The organism is Microbispora sp. ZYX-F-249, assembly GCF_039649665.1.
GTDB lineage: Bacteria > Actinomycetota > Actinomycetes > Streptosporangiales > Streptosporangiaceae > Microbispora > Microbispora maris.
The window spans coordinates 184,809-200,930 of record NZ_JBDJAW010000002.1 but is presented as its reverse complement, the minus strand read 5'-3'; the positions used below and the strand labels follow the sequence as shown (position 1 = coordinate 200,930).

Sequence of the window (16,122 nt, the reverse complement as noted above, 5' to 3'; positions counted from 1 at the left end):
GACGATCTCATTCGGGATGCAAACGTACAAACCCCAAGAACCACCCAAGAGAGTGATGTTCCTGGGGCATTGCACTCGAAAAAGGAACCGATGCGCTCTCCTGTGCGCGCCTGGACCAAGGCGCTCGCCGCGGCCGTGACGGCCGCGACCCTGTCCACCCCCCTCCTCACGGGACCCGCGCACGCCGCGCCGGCGCCGGCCGGCTCGAGGGGCGGGGACGGCACCTGGACCGTCGAACCCGTCAGCGGCGGCCACCGGGTCACGCTCCACCTGAAGAACCCGCTGCCGGTCCGCGACGCGGTCCCCGAACTCGCGGCGGACGGCCGGTCGCTCGGCCCGGCCGAGGAGTCGCCCGACGGCATGACGCTGACGGTCGTCACCCCCGACCCCGCCGTCGCCACGGCGTCGTCGGTCGACGTCGCCTGGAACGGCGAGGTGCCCGAGGCCACCGCCGCGGCCATCGGAAAAGCCGCCCCGCACCCCGCCGCCCCGGACCCCGCCGAGTCGCACGGCGAGAAGTCCCCGGCGCCCGTCGATCCGGCCGCGCCCGGCCCCTACACCGTGAGGCACGACGAGTACGACCTCGGCGACACCGCCATCACCCTGGAGGGACTCGGCGGACGTCAGGCCGAGATCCGGGCGAAGGTCTACCTGCCGGAGGGTGCCCGCGGCAAGCGCCCGCTGGTCGTCTTCCTGCACGGCCGCCACTCGGCCTGCTACAACCCGGCGGCCTGGACGACGTCCAACACCCAGTGGCCGTGCCCGGCCGGGCAGCGGCCCATCGCCAGCTACCAGGGCTACGACGGCCCCGCCGACGTACTGGCCGGCCACGGGTACGTCGTCGTGTCGGTCAGCGCCAACGGCGTCAACGCCGCGGACAACCCCTACAGCGAGGACCGGGGCGCCCTGGCCCGGGGCGAGGTCGTCATGCGGCACCTCGACCTGCTCGCCGACGCCGGCAGGGGCGTGGGCGACGCGCGGCTGGTGCGCCTGTTCAAGGGCCGGCTCGACATGACCGACGTCGGCCTGATGGGCCACTCGCGCGGGGGTGAGGGCGTCGTGAAGGCCGCGCTGATGAACGCCGGCCGGGCCACGCCGTACGGGATCAGGGCGGTGCTCCCGCTCGCTCCGACGGACTTCGCGCGGGCGACCCTGCCCGGCACGCCGATGGCCGTCATCCTGCCGTACTGCGACGGGGACGTCTCCAACCAGCAGGGCCAGCACTTCTACGACGACTCCCGGTACGCCGACGCGCGCGACCCGGCCTTCCGCTCCTCGCTGATGGTCATGGGCGCCGACCACAACTTCTTCAACACCGAGTGGACCCCGGGCGTGGCGCACGCGCCCGCGTCCGACGACTGGTCGAACCGCGACGACCCGGTCTGCGGCGGCGCCGCGCCGTCCCGGCTGACCGCCGCCGAGCAGTACGCCGTCGGCACGGCGTACATCGCCGGGTTCTTCCGCCTGGTCCAGGGCGGCGAGCAGGGCCTGCTGCCGCTGTTCGACGGCAGCGGCGGCACCACCGCGTCCGCCGGGCGGGCCGTCGTGCACGCCGTCGCCCAGGCGCCCGCGAACAAGCGCCTCGACGTGGCCCCCTTCACGTCGCCGTCGGCGTCCGCGCGGGTCTCCGGCTCGGCCGCCGCGGTCGTCTGCGCCGGGATGCTCGACCGCTCGCCGCAGAGCGGCCTGCCGTCCTGCGCCTCCACGCTGACCACCTCGCAGGCGCCGTCCTGGACGCCCGCGACGTACGCGAACAACGTCGCCTCGACCCCGGTGCTGCGGTTCTCCTGGAGCGACCCCACGGGCACGGTGACGGTGCCGCTGGACAAGCCGGACCAGAACGTCTCCCGCTACGACGCGCTCACCTTCCGCGCGGCGCGGGACGAGACGGCGACCGGCGACGTGGACCTCGCGGTCGAGATCGTCGACAAGCGGGGCGCGTCCCACACGGTCAAGGTCTCCGAGGCCGGTGACGCGCTCACGGCGTTCCCGGGCACGGCCTCGCCGCTGCCCAAGACCTGGTTGCGCACGGTGCGCGTCCCGCTGAGCTCGCTCACCGGCGTCAGACCGCAGCAGATCGCCGAGATCCGGATCTCGGGTGCCAGTCAGAAGGGCGCGGTCTACCTCGCGGATCTCGCGTTCACCACGATGGCCGCGGGTGAGGCCCGCACGGACAGGCTGCCGCAGGTGTCGGTGCGGGGCGCCACGGTCGACGAGGGCGACGGGCCCGGCATGGCCACGATGACCGTGCGGCTGTCGGACAGGAGCGCCACGCCGGTGACGGTAGAGGTCCAGACGATCGCGACCGGAGCCAACCCGGTGATCGCCTCGGCGGCGCAGGAGGTCGTCATCCCGGCCAGGTCCCTGGAGGCGTCCTTCCAGGTGCCCGTCCAGGGCGACACCGCGGTGGCGTCCGCGCCACAGTCCTACCAGGTGGTCGCCTCGGTGCCGGTCGGCGCGACGATCGGGAACGGCTTCGCCCGGCTCGTCGTGACCGACGACGACGCGGTCTGATCACGGACGGCTCCCGGGGGCGCCGGCCGCGCCTCCGGGAGTCTTCGCGTAGCTCACCGGGGTTCGAGAAACTCCAGGCGGTTGCCGACGTTGTCGTGGGCGTAGAAGCGACGATGGCCGGGGAAGTGCGGATCCCAGGCGACCTCGGCACCGGCGGTCCCCAGGCGCGCGGCGAGGTCGTCGAGGCCGGTCACCAGGATGCCCGGGTGCGCCTTGCGCGCGGGGCGGAAGTCCTCCTCCACGCCGAGATGGATCTCCAGGGCGCCGGCCCGCACCCACAGGCCGCCACGTGCGGCGAGCGCGGGGGGCTTGCCGATCTCGGTCATCCCGAGCACGTCCACGTAGAAGGCGCGGCAGTCGTCCTCCGCCCCGGCCGGGATGGCGAGCTGGACGTGGTGCAACCGGTAGCCGAAGGGAGACTCCGCGTTCCGGCCGTCGCCCCGCATGTCACACCTCTCCTTTGATCTCCAGCCGTTCGAGCGCCTTGGTCAGCGGATGGACGGTCAGGCCGATCTGCCAGTCCCGCGCGCCCAGCTCGCGCAGCCGGTCGCCCACGGTCTCCTCGCTGATCGGCACGGGCGGTTCCCACGTCAGCCTGCGTACGGCGTCGGGCTGGAGCAGGTTCTCCGTCGGCATGCGGTGCTCGTCGGCGAGCGCCGCCACGACGGTCCGCGCCGCCGCGAGGCGCCTGGCGGCGGCGGGGTCCCGGTCGGCCCACCGGTTGGCCGGGGGAGGGCCGTCACCCGGCCCCACGGGCTGCGGCAGGGCCTGCTCCGGCATCGTGCGGGCCCGGTTCACCGCCGCCAGCCAGTCGTTGAGGTGGCGGCGGGCGCTGCGGCCGACGAACGGGGTGATGTCGGTGAGGGCCTTGGTCGTGCGCGGCTGGTCGAGGGCGGCCTGGACGATCGCCGAGTCGGGCAGCACCCGCCCCGGCGCGAGGTCGGCCTCCCGCGCGATCTGGTCGCGCAGCGTCCACAGCTCCCGCACCACCGCGAGCCCGCGCAGGGTGCGCACGCGGTGGATGCCCGAGGTGCGCCGCCAGGGGTCGGTGCGCGGCGGAAGGGCGGGGGCGGCCAGGATCGCCGCGAACTCCTCCAGCGCCCACCCCAGCTTGCCGGTGGCGGCCAGCTCCTCGTGCAGGACGTCGCGCAGCTCGACCAGCACCTCCACGTCGAGTGCCGCGTAACGGAGCCAGTCCTCCGGCAGCGGGCGGGACGACCAGTCGGCCGCCGAGTGCCCCTTCTCCAGCCGCAGGCCGAGGACGAGCTCGACCATGGTTCCCAGGCCGACCCGTTCGTAGCCGAGCAGCCGTCCGGCCAGCTCGGTGTCGAACAGCCGCCGCGGGCGGAAGCCCAGCTCGGCCAGGCACGGCAGGTCCTGGTTGGCGGCGTGCAGGACGATCTCGGCGTCGCTCACGGCCTCGTCCAGCGCGGACAGGTCGGGGCACCCGATCGGGTCGATCAGCGCGGTGCCCGCGCCGGCCCGGCGCAGCTGCACCAGGTAGGCACGGCCGCTGTAGCGGTATCCGGAGGCGCGCTCGGCGTCGACCGCCACCGGCCCCGTCCCGCGGGCGAAGGCGTCCACGACGGCCGCGAGCGCGACGGAGTCCTCGATGACGGGCGGGATTCCCTCGCGCGGCTCCAACAGGGGCTGGACTACGGGTTCTGTCACGGGCTACGGAACTTTCGGATCATCTCGGCGGGCGGGACGCGGGTGCAGCGTCGCGACGTCGGGCGGCAATGGGGGGATGCCCGCGGCCAGGCACATGAGGTCGCACCACGCGGCCGCGTGCGGCGACAGGTCCTCGTCGAGCGGGGACCACGAGGCGCGCAGTTCGATCTCGGTGGTGACGGGGTCGTCGGCCTTGCCGCCGAACCCCTCGGAGACGGCGCGGGTGACCGTGCCGCCCACCGCGGCGTACCGCGCGCCGTGGGCGTCGAGGGCCTCGGTCAGCCAGCTCCAGGCCACCGGTCCCAGCAGCGGGTCGGTGGTCATCTCCGGCTCCATGTCGGCGCGTACGTAGGCGACGAGGCGGAACGGCCCCTCCCAGCCGCGCTGGCCCTCGGGGTCGAAGAGCATGATCAGGCGGCCGACGGCGAGCTCGTCGTCGTCGCGGTACACGGACGCCCCGACGGCTCCGGAGTACGGCGCGAGCCGCTGGGGGGCGGGGATGTCCTCCAGCTCGATCTCCGGCCGTACCTCGGCGGGGCGCAACGTCTCCAGCGCGCGACTGAAGGCGGCGGGAGGCGCCGGCGGTTCACCGAGGGTCATGACGGAAGAGTAGGTCGGATTCGGGATGGCGCGAAGCAGGGGGGTGGCTGTGGGGGGCATCGCAAGTCGTCAAACCGTCGCCGCCAGTCGAGCCGTCACCCGGGTGGACCTCCGCGCGGGGGTGCGTCCGAGCGCGCCGTCCCGGCGGTCGCCGCAGCCGTCCGCGCGGCGGCGCCGGCCCGTCGCGCGCGCCGCGCGGCTCGGGCGGGCGGGGCGCGCGGCGTCGCTGCCGGCACAGTGCTCAGTGCGGCGTTCGGGGGAACTCCACATCGAAGTCATCGCTCCGGGGCCTCTCGTCGGATCCACGGTCGTGGCGGTCGCTCGGGACTGATCCGACGTTGGCACGTCCCGGCGACATTTCCCCGCATCGCGCTCGGCGTGTCTCGAAAGTGGTATTGGAATCGATGCCGGATGGCCGATTGGCGAACACATTGCCGAGGTGTGAGACGACTCACGGGAGGGGATGGGATTCACCTTACGCGATGAGCGGCCTTTCTCGCGTCGTTCTGGAACCCCAGGTCATGGGTCCGGGCACCGGGCGACCCCCGGACATGGGAGGCTGGTGCCGTGAAACCCCAGCTCGCCGATTCCGTTTTCGTCCGCGCCTGCCGGCGCGAGCCCGTCCCGTACACGCCGGTGTGGTACATGCGCCAGGCCGGGCGTTCACTGCCCGAGTACCGCAGGGTGCGCGCGGGCGTGGAGATGCTCACCGCCTGCGCCACGCCCGACCTCGTGGTCGAGATCACGATGCAGCCGGTCCGCAGGTACGGCACGGACGCGGCGATCTTCTTCAGCGACATCGTGGTGCCGCTCAAGGCCATCGGCGTCGACCTCGACATCAAGCCGGGCGTCGGCCCCGTCGTCGGGACCCCCATCCGCGACAAGGCGGGCATGGAGATCCTGCGCCCGCTGGAGCCGGACGACGTCCCGTACGTGACCGAGGCGGTCGGCGCGCTCACCGGGGAGCTGGGCGGGACCCCGCTGATCGGCTTCGCCGGCGGGCCGTTCACCCTCGCGTCGTATCTGATCGAGGGCGGCCCCTCCAAGAACCACGACCGCACCAAGGCCATGATGTACGGCGAGCCGGACCTGTGGCACGAGCTGATGGAGCGGCTCGGCGCGATCACGCTCGCCTTCCTGCGCGTGCAGGCGGCGGCGGGGGCCTCGGCCGTCCAGCTCTTCGACTCGTGGGTCGGCGCGGTCGCGCCGCAGGACTACCGCTCCTACGTGCTGCCGCACACCAGCCGGATCTTCGCCGGCCTGGCGGACCTCGGCGTGCCGCGCATCCACTTCGGCGTCGGCACCGGCGAGCTGCTCGGCCTCATGGGCGAGGCCGGCGCCGACGTGGTGGGCGTCGACTGGCGGGTGCCGCTCGACGAGGCCGCGCTGCGCGTGGGCGCGGGCAAGGCCCTGCAGGGCAACCTCGACCCGGCGATCCTGCTCGCGCCCTGGGAGGTCGTCGAGAGGCGGGCCAGGGACGTGCTCGAGCGGGGCAGGGTGGCCGAGGGGCACGTGTTCAACCTCGGCCACGGCGTGCTTCCCTCGACCGACCCCGACCAGCTCGCCCGGCTCACCGACTTCGTCCACGAGTCGTCGGCCCGCTGAGGTCCTACCGCCGTGTGTGCCCGGACGCCCGGCCCTCGTCCCGGGCGTCGTCGGGGACCTCGGCAGAGGCGTCCGCGGGGCCGTTTTCAGGTGGCGTCGTCACGGCCCGAGTCACGGCCCGAGTCATGGCCCGCGGCACGGTCCGCGTCACTGTCCTCGTGCGGGGCCGGCTCCGGCGACGCGGAGCGCGTCCGCCCGGGATGAGGCGCGGCAGGGGCCGGTGAGCTCGTCGGGTGCGGCCCGGCGGGCTCGCCGCCCGGCCCGTACGGCGCCACGGGGACGGGGGAGCCTCCGGGGGAGGCGGGTCCGTATCCGGGCGGCACGGGACCCGAGGGGACGGCACTGTGAGGCATGGCGCCGGAGGGCATGGCGCCGGAGGGCGCGGGACCGGCAGGCATGGCGCCGGGGGGCACGGGACCGGCGGGCGGAGCGGCACGGCGGCGCATCCGGCGCATCAGGGTCCGGACGGCCAGCCACACCAGCCCGGCCACGACGAGCCAGGGCAGCAGCGCGCCCAGCACGGTGAGCGCCACCACGGTCGACGTGGTGAGGGTGTCCCATCCGGTCCGCAGCCCGCCGAGGAAGCCCGACCTGTCCTCCTTGCCGGGCCGGGCCGAGGGCTTCGGCGGGAGCACGAGGGTGAGGGTCACGGTGGCCATGCCGGTCTGCGCCGCCAGCGCCTTCTGCCTGGCCTGCAGCGACTCCAGCTCGGCCTCGCGGTTGGTGATCTCCCGCTCGATCTCCAGGATCTCGCCGATCTTGTCCGCCTTCGACAGCAGCGTGCGGAACTGCCCGAGCGCGGCCTCGGCCGACTTCACCCGGCTGGCGACGTCGGCGACCTCCTCGGTGACGTCCTGCGCGTTCTGCCGCATCGACCTGCGCTTCCCGAGGTCGCGGCCGAGCTGCGCCAGCACGTCGGCGTAGCGGTCCGGAGGCACCTTGAACGCGATCACCGCGCGCTGCCCGCCCGAATAGGAGTCACTGCGCTCCTCGGCGACGTACCCGCCCACGCCCGTCGCGATCGCCTTCGCGCGGTCGGCCGCCGCGGTGACGTCCTTGGCCTCGACGGTGAGCTCGGCCTGGTAGATGATCGCCCGGTCGGCCGGATCGATCCTGGCCTTCTCCTGCCCGCCGCCTTCGCCGTCCACGGCCTGCCGCTCCGCGCTCTGACCCGTGGGCCCCGTCGTGGGAGCGTCCGCGGCCGGCGCCGCGGGCGCGCCGCCGCTGTCGGCCGCCCCGCTGCTGCTCGACATGTCCTCCGTGCCGCCGCACCCCGTCAGCAGAAAGGCGACGGCCACCAGGACCGCCGCGCCGTACCGCATTCGCCTCATGCCCTTACATCGGATCACCGCCGGGCACAGTTCAGCGCCGGCGATCACGATGGCATCACGATGCCATCGCGGTCGCCGGCGCCTCGGCTGGGGGGTGGGGGCCCCGTGGGTCCCGGCCGGGCCGGGCCGGAACCCACGGGACGTCTGGCTAGCCGCGCAGCTGCTCGATCAGGGCCTGCGCGTCGCGGATGAGCGCGTCGCTCGCGGCCTTGTCGGTCACCCGCTTGGCGTCGCCGGCGAAGCCGGCGAACCGCTCCAGGGCCTTGATCGCGTCGTCCTTCTTGCCCTTGCCGGCTTCCTTGACCGCCTGGTCGAGCTGGGCGCCCAGGACGTTGCCGGTGTCACCCGCCACAGTGCCGGCGCTCCGGAAGGCGGTGAGGAGGGCCTCCACGTCGTCGAAGGAGGTCGTGACCGTGAAGGTCACCGACTTCTCCGTGATGTGCCCGGCCTTGTCCTTGGCGGTGACGGTCAGCGTGTTCTCGCCGAGCGGCAGCTTCCACAGGGGGAGAGCCTCGCCCGACTTGACCTGCAGGCCGCCGATGGCGCCCGTGACGCTCGCCACCCCGGAGGCCGCGTCGGTCGCGGTGAAGACCGGCGTGATCGAGGCCGAGTCGCCGTGCTCGCCGCCCTCGACGCCGTCGACGGTCAGCGCGGGCGCGGTCTTGTCGATCTTCACCGTGACGGTGCCGATCTGCGACACGTTGCCGCCGCTGTCGGTGGCGCGGTAGCGGACCTCGGTGGAGCCCTCGGTGCTCAGGGTCACCGGGTTGTTGGCGTTCGACCAGGTGGCGCCGTCGTTGACCGAGTACTGCCGGCTCGACACCGTGCCGTTGTCGGTCGCGGCGACCGTCAGCGTGACGTTGCCCTTGTACCAGCCGTTCTCACCGTTCGGCTGGGCCGGGTTGAGGGTGGCGGTCACGGTCGGCGGGGTCTTGTCGGCGGCACCGTCGCCCACGAAGGTGAACGCGTCCACCTCCACGCCGCCGGTCGAGGTGACGTACAGCTTGCCGGTGCCCGTGGGGGCGTTCTTCAGCTCGGTGGTCACCGTCTGCCAGCCGGAGCCGGCCGGGATCGCGACGGTCGCGAACGGGGTCGCGTCCGGCGAGTTCCAGCGCAGCGACAGCGTGCCCGCACCGCTGGCCGCGGTCTTCACCGAGGTGATCCCGGCGAGGTTCACCGGGTCGTACCCGATGTGGTCGCCGGCGTCGAACGACGTGACCTAGTTGAGGCCGGACGCCGTCTCGTCCTGGGTCTTGGTGACGCCCTTGCTGTCGTCCCCGTGCTCGGCCTCCATGAGCTTGGGGTTGAGGATCAGGGTCGCGTCACCGGTGGCACCGGGGATGCCGTTGGCGCCGTTGTCGCGGTAGCTGACCACGACCACGCCGAAGATGTTCTCGGTCTCGCCGTGCTCGGGCGCGTCCGCGGGGGTCGCCCAGGTGACGGTGCAGCCCGTGCCGGTGGTGATCGGGTGGGCGTGCGTGTCGTGGCCGAGGCCGAAGGTCCACGAGACCCGGCTGCAGGTCGGGTCGTCGCCGTCCTCCTGGTCGGTCACCTTGACGGTGAACGGAACCGCGTTGCCCCAGTCGATGAAGGAGCCGTCGCCGGGGGTCTGGATGCTGACCTTGGGCGCGGTGTTGCCGACGGTGATCTCGACGGTGGCGAGGCCGAACCTGCCGCCGGCGTCGGTGACGCGGAGCCGGGCGGTGTACTGCCCGAGCGTGTCGTAGGTGTGGCTCGCCGTCACGCCCTTGGCGTCGAAGGTGCCGTTGCCGTCGAAGTCCCACTCGTAGGTCAGGTCACCGGCCTCGGAGTCGGAGGACTTGGCGCCGCTGAACTCGACGGTGAGCGGCGCCTCGCTGCCCGACGTCCGGTCCGTGCTGATCTTCGCCTGCGGGGCCTTGTTGCCGGGCGAGTAGTCGATGCGGTACAGACCCGAGTCGGGGTTGGCGCGGAAGAAGCCGTCGCCGTACTCGAGCACGTACAACGCGCCGTCGGGGCCGAACTCGAGGTCCATCGGGTTGTCCGTGATGGGCATCGCCATCTTGGTCAGCTCGGCGTTCGGCAGGAAGTGCTCCAGCTTGGTCACCGGCCCGTCGGAGCCGGACACCGTGAACGCCGCCAGGTAGTCCTGGGAGAACTCGCCGAAGAAGAACTTGCCGTCCCAGTACTCGGGGAACTTCGTCGCCGACGGGTTGGCCGCGTCGTAGTGGTAGACCGGCCCGCCCATGGGGGCCTGGCCGTTCTGCCTCGGGTCGAACTCGGTCAGCCCGGACCACTCCGCCGGCTGGTCGCTCGCGCGGTCGCCGTAGTACAGGTCTGCCGGGGTCGCCGGCGGCACCGTGTCGAGGCCGGTGTTCCACCGCGAGGTGTTCTTCGCCCCCGCCGCGCAGTCGAACCAGTCGCGCGGCTTGGACGTCGCGTAGTCCCAGTTGTTGTAGTTGAAGTTGTCGCCGGTGCAGTACGGCCAGCCGCCGTTCATCGGCTTGTTCAGCGGGGTGACGTTCCACTCGACGAGACCCATGGGGCCGCGGTTGGGGTCGGCGGCGCCGGCGTCCGGGCCGTAGTCGCCCCACGACAGCGTGCCGGTCTTCCCGTCGACGTCCATGCGGAACGGGTTCCGCACGCCCATCACGAAGATCTCGGGCCGGGTCTTGGCGGTGCCCTTCGGGAACAGGTTGCCGTCCGGGACCGTGTAGGAGCCGTCCTCCTGCACCGTGATCCGCAGGATCTTGCCGCGCAGGTCGTTGGTGTTGCCCGCGCCGCGGCGGTCGTCGAAGCCCGGGTTCATGCCGGGGGCGTCGTTGTTGGGCGCCATGCCGTTCGCGCCGGGGGTGCTGGCCGGGGTGTTGTCACCGGTGGCCAGGTAGAGGTTGCCCTCGTCGTCCCAGTCGAAGTCGCCGGCGACGTGGCAGCACTGCCCGCGGTTGGTCTCGACCTTGATGATGACCTGCTCGGTGGACAGGTCGAGCTTTTCGCCGTCCCACTTGAACCGCGAGAGCTGGTTGTAGCCCTTCCACTGGTTCCAGTACGACTCGTCCGCGCCGGCCGGCAGGGAGTTGGGCGCCGAGCCCGTGGGGGTCTCCTCCGGGTACGGCCCGGTCATCTTCCGGGGCGCGTAGTAGACGTAGACCCACTTGTTGTTCGCGAAGTCGGGGTCGATCCCGATCGTCTGCAGGCCGTCCTCGGAGTTGTTGTAGACGTCGATCTTGTTGATGATCTTCGTCACGCCGGTGGCGGGGTCGGTCAGCCGGACGTCGCCGTTGCGGGCCGTGTGCAGCACCCGGTTGTCCGGCAGGATCGCCATGTCGATCGGCTCGCCGACGTCCTTGGTGAGCGTGACCTTCTCGTAGTTCTCCCAGTGCAGGGCGTCGTCGTGCGCCTGCGCCGGTGCGGCGGTGAGCGCCGCCGCGAACGGGAGCGTCAACGCGGCGGCGAGAGCGCCGCCCAGAATGCGAGTACGCTTCAAGTCTCCTGCGCCTCATCTTTCGGGGGGTGACAGGGGAAAGGCGGGCCGCCGCGTGCCGGTGGAACGGGTCGAACGCGTGGCGGTCCGCCATACTTCGTTGAAGTCGTCAGCCGCGCAGCTCGGACATGTTGCGGTAGCTCAGGTCGGCGTACTGCAGGGACTGACCCGGATTCGACGCGTTGCCGGGGGCGTTGTCCTGCTCGTACATCGGGTTGTGGTAGCCCTTGGCGCCCACGCCGCGCAGGAACGCCGCGTAGTCGATGTCGCCGGTGCCGAACGGGACCATGTCGTAGCCGTTGGACGAAGCGGCGTTGAGCTTGCCGTCCTTGGCGTGGAACAGCGGGAACCGCTTGGTCTGGGCCTGCACGACGCCGAGCGGGTTGAAGACCTGCGTCTGGGTGGAGCCGTCGGGCGCGGTGAAGGTCTTGTGCTTGTACTGCGCGACGTGGGCCCAGAAGATGTCCATCTCGAGCCAGACGTGCTTGGGGTCGGTGATCTGGAGGAAGTACTCGAGGCGGCGGATGCCGGAGGAGCGGGTGGGCCGGCCCTGCGCGTCGAGCGGGCCGCTGTCGAGCAGGAAGCTGTAGGCCACGTCGTGGTTGTGCGTGTACAGCTTGAGGCCCGCGGCGGTGGCGATCTCGCCGAGCGCGTTCCACTTCTCCGCGGCGACGTCCCAGTCGGCCTTGTAGGCGCTGCCGGTCGGGTCGCTGCCGGTGCCGACGTGGGCCATGCCGAGGATGTTGGCGATCTCCAGGTGGAGCTTGAAGCGGTCCAGGTCGGCCTGGCTCAGCGGCCACGAACCGGGGATGAAGCCGTGGTTGCCCTGGGCGACCAGGCCGTTGTCGTCCAGCCAGCCGCGCAGCAGCTTGGCGCCCTCGACGCTCTCCAGGCTGGCGCCGCCCTCGGCGTTGCGGTGCTGGCTGTAGCCGGCGAACTCCACCTGCGCGTAGCCGATCCGGGCGAGCTCTTCGAAGACGGCGCGGAAGCCGGAGGGGAGGTTGCTGGACAGCGGGTCACGGGAGATGGCGTCGCGGACCGTGTACAGGATGATGCCGCGCCGCGGCGGCGGGACCAGGATGCCGTTCGGGCCGTTGCCCGCGGTCGCCGCACGCGCGACCGACTTCATCGGACCGGCCGCCGCCACGGCGGCGGCAGCCGCCATGCCGGTCGTGGCCGCGAGCAGCTGACGGCGGCTGAGCCCCAGCCGGCGTCCGAGGTTGCCGGCCGACTCCATCTCTTCTTCGTACGCACTCATCGTCTTGCCAACTCCATCTGCGTGAAGAACCTTGATCCCCCGATGTCGCGGCCGAGCCGCTGGTGCACTTGGCGAGCAAGCTACGCCACTTTTGTCTGACAGGGAAGAAGTTTCTACATGATCTTTTGAACTTTGTGTCATCGCAGGACAAAGTCGGCTGGGTGAAGCGAGAAGGGCGGCGACGGCGGCCGTCCGTGCGCGGGGCTCCGATGGAGTGGTCGGCGGCCCGGGACCCGGGGATCACGGATCTGAGGCAGGAGCCTTGAACTTTCCGTAGCCTGCTGGAAACTTTTTCTTGTCAGCGACGAAAGATGCCTCTTAGTATCCGAATGTTCCGGGGTCATCCTTCATACCCGAGTTGACGGGAGAGTTACAGTGCCCATCGGTGTCTGGCTGGTCGGCGCCCGGGGGTCCGTCGCGACCACGGCGGTAGTCGGGGCGGCGGCGGTACGCGCGGGAGCGGCCCCGCCCACCGGGTGCGTCATCGAGGCCGCCGGCTTCCCGGGGGGCTTCGCTTCCCTCGGCGACCTGGTGTTCGGCGGTCACGACGTGGTCGGGACCCCGCTGCGAAAGAGAGCCGAGATGCTCGCCCAGGCGGGAGTGTTCCCCCCCGTCCTGACGACGCTGCTCGCCGCGGACATCGACGCTGCGGAGGCGGAGAGCAGGCACGGCTACGTGCCCGGCGAGGAGAGCCAGGCCGACGCCGCGCGGCGGCTGGCCGCCGACATCACGGACTTCCGGGAACGGCACGGCCTGTCCCACGTCGTCGTGGTGGACGTGTCGTCGACCGAGCCTCCCGCCGAGGTGCCGTACGCGCGCCTCGCCGACCTGGAGGAGGCGCTCGCGTCGGGGCAGGACCCGCTGCCCGCCAGCTCCCTGTACGCCTACGCGGCCTTCACCGCCGGCTGTGGCTACGTCGCGTTCACCCCGTCCGCCGGCCCGACGCCGCCCGCCCTGGACGAGCTGGCGCGGCGCAACGGCGTGCCGTACGCGGGACGTGACGGCAAGACCGGGGAGACGCTGGTCAAGAGCGCGCTCGCGCCGATGTTCGCCGGCCGTGCGCTGCGCGTGCGCTCGTGGTCGGGGCTCAACCTGCTCGGCGGCGGCGACGGCGCCACGCTGGCCGACCCCGCGGCCCGGGCGAGCAAGTCGGCGAGCAAGGCGCGCGCCGTCCCCGCGATCGTGGGCGAGGACGTCGAGGGCCTGACGCACATCGACTACGTCGCCGACCTCGGCGAGTGGAAGACCGCCTGGGACCACATCACCTTCGAGGGATTCCTCGGCGTCCGCATGACCATGCAGTTCACCTGGCAGGGCTGCGACTCGACGCTGGCCGCCCCGCTCGTCCTCGACCTCGCCCGCCTCGTCGCGCGGGCTCACGAGGCCGGGCACAGCGGCGTGCTCCCCGAGCTCGGCTACTTCTTCAAGGACCCGCTGGGCGGCGCGGGACACGACCTGCCCACCCAGTACGCCCGGCTGGTCGACTTCGCCCAATCGATCTCAGGTGAACGGCCGTGAGGGCCTGGCTGGAGCTGGTCCGCGCGCCCGCCGCGCTGTCCGTCCCCGGTGACACGCTGGCGGGCGCGGCGGTGGCCGGGCGGTCGGCCCGGCCCGGTCTCGCCGCCGCGTCGGTGCTGCTCTACTGGGCCGGCATGGCGCTCAACGACTGGTCGGACCGCAAGCTCGACGCGAAGGAGCGCCCGGAACGCCCCATCCCCTCCGGCAGGATCAGGCCGGAAGGGGCGCTCGGCCTCGCCGTCGCCCTGACCGGCGCCGGGGTGGCCGCCGCCGCGGTCTTCGGCGGGCGTCGCGGGCTCGCGGTCGCGAGCCTGCTCGCGGGCTCTGTGTGGGCCTACGACCTGAAGCTCAAGCACACCCCGGCGGGCCCCGCCTCGATGGCGGCCTGCCGCGCGCTCGACGTCCTGCTCGGGGCGGGCCCCGACACCCGGGCGGCCGCCCCCATGGCGCTGGCCGTCGGCGCGCACACCTACGGGCTCACCGTGCTCGGCACGGCCGAGGTCGACGGCGCCACCCCCGCGATCGTCACCCAGGCGCTGGCCGCGACCGGCGCGTCCGCGGCGCTGGCCGCCGTCGCCTGCCGGAACGGGGACACGCAGGGGCGGCTGGGCGCGGCCGCGATGATCGCCGGCTACCTCGCCACGGCCGGCCGTGCCCAGCTGGCGCTGCGCGCCGACCCCGACCCCGGGCAGGTGCGGCAGGCGGTGCGGATGAGCATCCTCGGCCTGATCCCGCTGCAGGCGGCGGCGGTGGCCGGGCGGGGCAGGCTCGCCCAGGCGGCGGCGCTGCTGGCCGCGCTGCCGGCCGGCCGCTGGCTGTCGGCGAAGGTGGCCACATCGTGAGCGTGCTCATGAACTGGGCCTACTGCACCAACGGCTTCCGCGACCACCCGCTCGACCAGACGCTGGAGGTGCTCGCCGACCTCGGCTACACCGGCGCGGCGGTCACGCTCGACCACGGGCACCTCATGCCCGGCGCCTCTCCGGCTGAGGTCGGGCGGATCGCGGCGCTGGCGCGGCGGCTCGGCCTGGCCCTCGCCGTGGAGACGGGCGGCAGGTACACGCTCGACCCCCGGCGCAAGCACTTCCCGACGCTGCTGCACGACGAGGCCGGGGCGCGGGTGGACTTCATCCGCGAGGCGATGCGGATCGCGGCCGACCTCGGCGCTCCCGTGGTGCACCTGTGGAGCGGCATCCGGCCGCCGGAGGTGCCCGAGGCCGAGGCCTGGGACCGGCTCGTACGGCACTGCGAGCGCCTGCTCGGCGAGGCCGACAAGGTGGGCGTCATGCTCGGGTTCGAGCCCGAGCCGGGGATGCTCGTGGCGGACCTGGCCGGATACGAACGGCTGCGCGGCCTGCTCGGCGGCCACGCGAGGTTCGGTCTCACCCTCGACATCGGGCACTGCCGCTGCCTGGAGCCGTACGACGTGCCCGAATGCGTCGAGCGGGCGCTGCCGTACCTCGTGCACGTACAGATCGAGGACATGCGGCGGGGTGTCCACGAGCATCTCGAGTTCGGCGAGGGCGAGATCGACTTCCCGCCCGTGCTCGCCGCGCTCGACGGTTTCGGCGGGCTGGTCGCCGTCGAGCTGGCCAGGCACAGCCACGCGGCGCCCGACGTGGCGCGAAGGTCGATCGAATTCCTGAGGAGGGCCCATGACCTGGCTGGCGCAGGCCGTAGCCGACGTTGAGCGCGACCCGGAGACCGTCCACGCGCTGTTCCCCCGGGCCGCGCGTGAGGGCGGCCCCGGCGCCCGCGCCGAGCTGTTGAGAGCGCTCACAAAGGCCCTGCCGGACCCGGTGGCCGCCATCACGAAGCTCTACTGGCAGGGCGACGCGGGGGAGCGGCTGGAGATCCTGGAGTCGCTTCCGCAGCTCGACCTCGGTCCGGCCGCTCTCCCGCTCGTCCACGACGCCCTGCGCACCAACGACACCCGGCTGGTCGCCGCCGCGCTCGGCCCGTACGGCTCGGCCTGGCTGGACGACCACGCCTTCCGCCAGGGCGTGCTCAAGTGCGTCTTCATGTCCGTCCCGCTCGCGTCGGTCGAGGGCCTCGACCGGCGCTTCGACGACGAACTGCGGCGCATGCTCGCCGACTTCGCCGCCGAGCGCCGTGCGGCCGGACGGTCCGTTCCCCCCGACGTTCTCGAGAGGCTCTGATTC

At 72.6% G+C, this 16,122-nt stretch carries 13 protein-coding genes and 1 pseudogene; 6 read left to right on the top strand and 8 right to left on the bottom strand.

Features of this window, described 5'->3' with window-relative positions:
- Positions 1–90: 90 nt before the first annotated feature.
- On the top strand, positions 91–2,514 hold the full coding sequence (locus AAH991_RS03410; RefSeq protein WP_346224241.1) for an alpha/beta hydrolase: 2,424 nt from the start codon (positions 91–93) through the stop codon (positions 2,512–2,514).
- A gap of 53 nt (positions 2,515–2,567) precedes the next feature.
- On the opposite strand, the gene AAH991_RS03405 is transcribed toward AAH991_RS03410, so the two are convergent.
- From AAH991_RS03405 to AAH991_RS03395, 3 genes are read right to left on the bottom strand one after another with little or no spacing between them, the layout of a single operon-like run.
- Positions 2,568–2,960, bottom strand: a complete 393-nt coding sequence (locus tag AAH991_RS03405) for a VOC family protein (RefSeq protein ID WP_346224240.1) — start codon at positions 2,958–2,960, stop codon at positions 2,568–2,570.
- Between the two features lies 1 nt (position 2,961).
- Positions 2,962–4,185 (bottom strand): HRDC domain-containing protein, encoded by a 1,224-nt coding sequence (locus tag AAH991_RS03400; protein ID WP_346224239.1) that lies wholly within the window; start codon positions 4,183–4,185, stop codon positions 2,962–2,964.
- A gap of 3 nt (positions 4,186–4,188) precedes the next feature.
- Positions 4,189–4,785, bottom strand: a complete 597-nt coding sequence (locus tag AAH991_RS03395) for a DUF3000 domain-containing protein (protein ID WP_346224238.1) — start codon at positions 4,783–4,785, stop codon at positions 4,189–4,191.
- A gap of 567 nt (positions 4,786–5,352) precedes the next feature.
- Here AAH991_RS03395 and hemE point away from each other — a divergent pair.
- Positions 5,353–6,390: a uroporphyrinogen decarboxylase gene (hemE, locus tag AAH991_RS03390; protein WP_346224237.1), complete on the top strand. Its 1,038-nt coding sequence runs from the start codon at positions 5,353–5,355 to the stop codon at positions 6,388–6,390.
- 86 nt (positions 6,391–6,476) lie between these two features.
- On the opposite strand, the gene AAH991_RS03385 is transcribed toward hemE, so the two are convergent.
- The 5 genes and pseudogenes from AAH991_RS03385 to AAH991_RS03370 form a co-directional block, all read right to left on the bottom strand.
- The gene (locus AAH991_RS03385; RefSeq protein WP_346224236.1) at positions 6,477–7,721 is read right to left on the bottom strand and encodes a DUF4349 domain-containing protein; all 1,245 of its coding nucleotides are present in this window, start codon (positions 7,719–7,721) and stop codon (positions 6,477–6,479) included.
- A gap of 148 nt (positions 7,722–7,869) precedes the next feature.
- Positions 7,870–8,397, bottom strand: coding sequence for an FIMAH domain-containing protein (locus tag AAH991_RS40440; protein WP_428833935.1), 528 nt, complete (start codon positions 8,395–8,397; stop codon positions 7,870–7,872).
- Positions 8,398–8,400: 3 nt separating this feature from the next.
- Positions 8,401–8,928: pseudogene (locus AAH991_RS40435) on the bottom strand (OmpL47-type beta-barrel domain-containing protein); the annotation flags it as partial.
- Positions 8,929–8,940: 12 nt separating this feature from the next.
- Complete coding sequence (locus tag AAH991_RS03375) at positions 8,941–11,187, bottom strand: PQQ-dependent sugar dehydrogenase (protein ID WP_346224235.1); 2,247 nt, start codon at positions 11,185–11,187, stop codon at positions 8,941–8,943.
- A 106-nt stretch (positions 11,188–11,293) separates the two neighbouring features.
- Positions 11,294–12,442 carry a sugar phosphate isomerase/epimerase family protein gene (locus AAH991_RS03370; protein ID WP_346224234.1) on the bottom strand — a complete coding sequence of 383 codons (1,149 nt, stop codon included), beginning with the start codon at positions 12,440–12,442 and terminating at the stop codon, positions 11,294–11,296.
- 375 nt (positions 12,443–12,817) lie between these two features.
- On the opposite strand from AAH991_RS03370, the gene AAH991_RS03365 reads away from it, so the two are divergent.
- From AAH991_RS03365 to AAH991_RS03350, 4 genes are read left to right on the top strand one after another with little or no spacing between them, the layout of a single operon-like run.
- On the top strand, positions 12,818–13,960 hold the full coding sequence (locus AAH991_RS03365; RefSeq protein ID WP_346224233.1) for an inositol-3-phosphate synthase: 1,143 nt from the start codon (positions 12,818–12,820) through the stop codon (positions 13,958–13,960).
- A complete protein-coding gene (locus tag AAH991_RS03360; RefSeq protein ID WP_346224232.1) occupies positions 13,957–14,802 on the top strand; it encodes an SCO3242 family prenyltransferase in 846 nt (281 codons plus the stop codon). The genes AAH991_RS03365 and AAH991_RS03360 overlap by 4 nt, the downstream gene beginning before the upstream one ends.
- Entirely contained in the window at positions 14,799–15,650 is an 852-nt protein-coding gene (locus AAH991_RS03355) for a sugar phosphate isomerase/epimerase family protein (protein ID WP_346224231.1), read from the top strand. The genes AAH991_RS03360 and AAH991_RS03355 overlap by 4 nt, the downstream gene beginning before the upstream one ends.
- Complete coding sequence (locus tag AAH991_RS03350; RefSeq protein WP_346224230.1) at positions 15,616–16,119, top strand: EboA domain-containing protein; 504 nt, start codon at positions 15,616–15,618, stop codon at positions 16,117–16,119. Before AAH991_RS03355 ends, AAH991_RS03350 begins: the two co-directional genes overlap by 35 nt.
- Positions 16,120–16,122 lie beyond the last annotated feature (3 nt).

Bases quoted from the DNA above. Each gene is read 5' to 3' on its own strand.
- AAH991_RS03410 (WP_346224241.1), top strand. From the start codon at position 91: ATGCGCTCTCCTGTGCGCGCCTGGACCAAGGCGCTCGCCGCGGCCGTG.
- AAH991_RS03405 (WP_346224240.1), bottom strand. From the start codon at position 2,960: ATGCGGGGCGACGGCCGGAACGCGGAGTCTCCCTTCGGCTACCGGTTG.
- AAH991_RS03395 (WP_346224238.1), bottom strand. From the start codon at position 4,785: ATGACCCTCGGTGAACCGCCGGCGCCTCCCGCCGCCTTCAGTCGCGCG.
- AAH991_RS03385 (WP_346224236.1), bottom strand. From the start codon at position 7,721: ATGAGGCGAATGCGGTACGGCGCGGCGGTCCTGGTGGCCGTCGCCTTT.
- AAH991_RS03370 (WP_346224234.1), bottom strand. From the start codon at position 12,442: ATGAGTGCGTACGAAGAAGAGATGGAGTCGGCCGGCAACCTCGGACGC.
- AAH991_RS03350 (WP_346224230.1), top strand. From the start codon at position 15,616: ATGACCTGGCTGGCGCAGGCCGTAGCCGACGTTGAGCGCGACCCGGAG.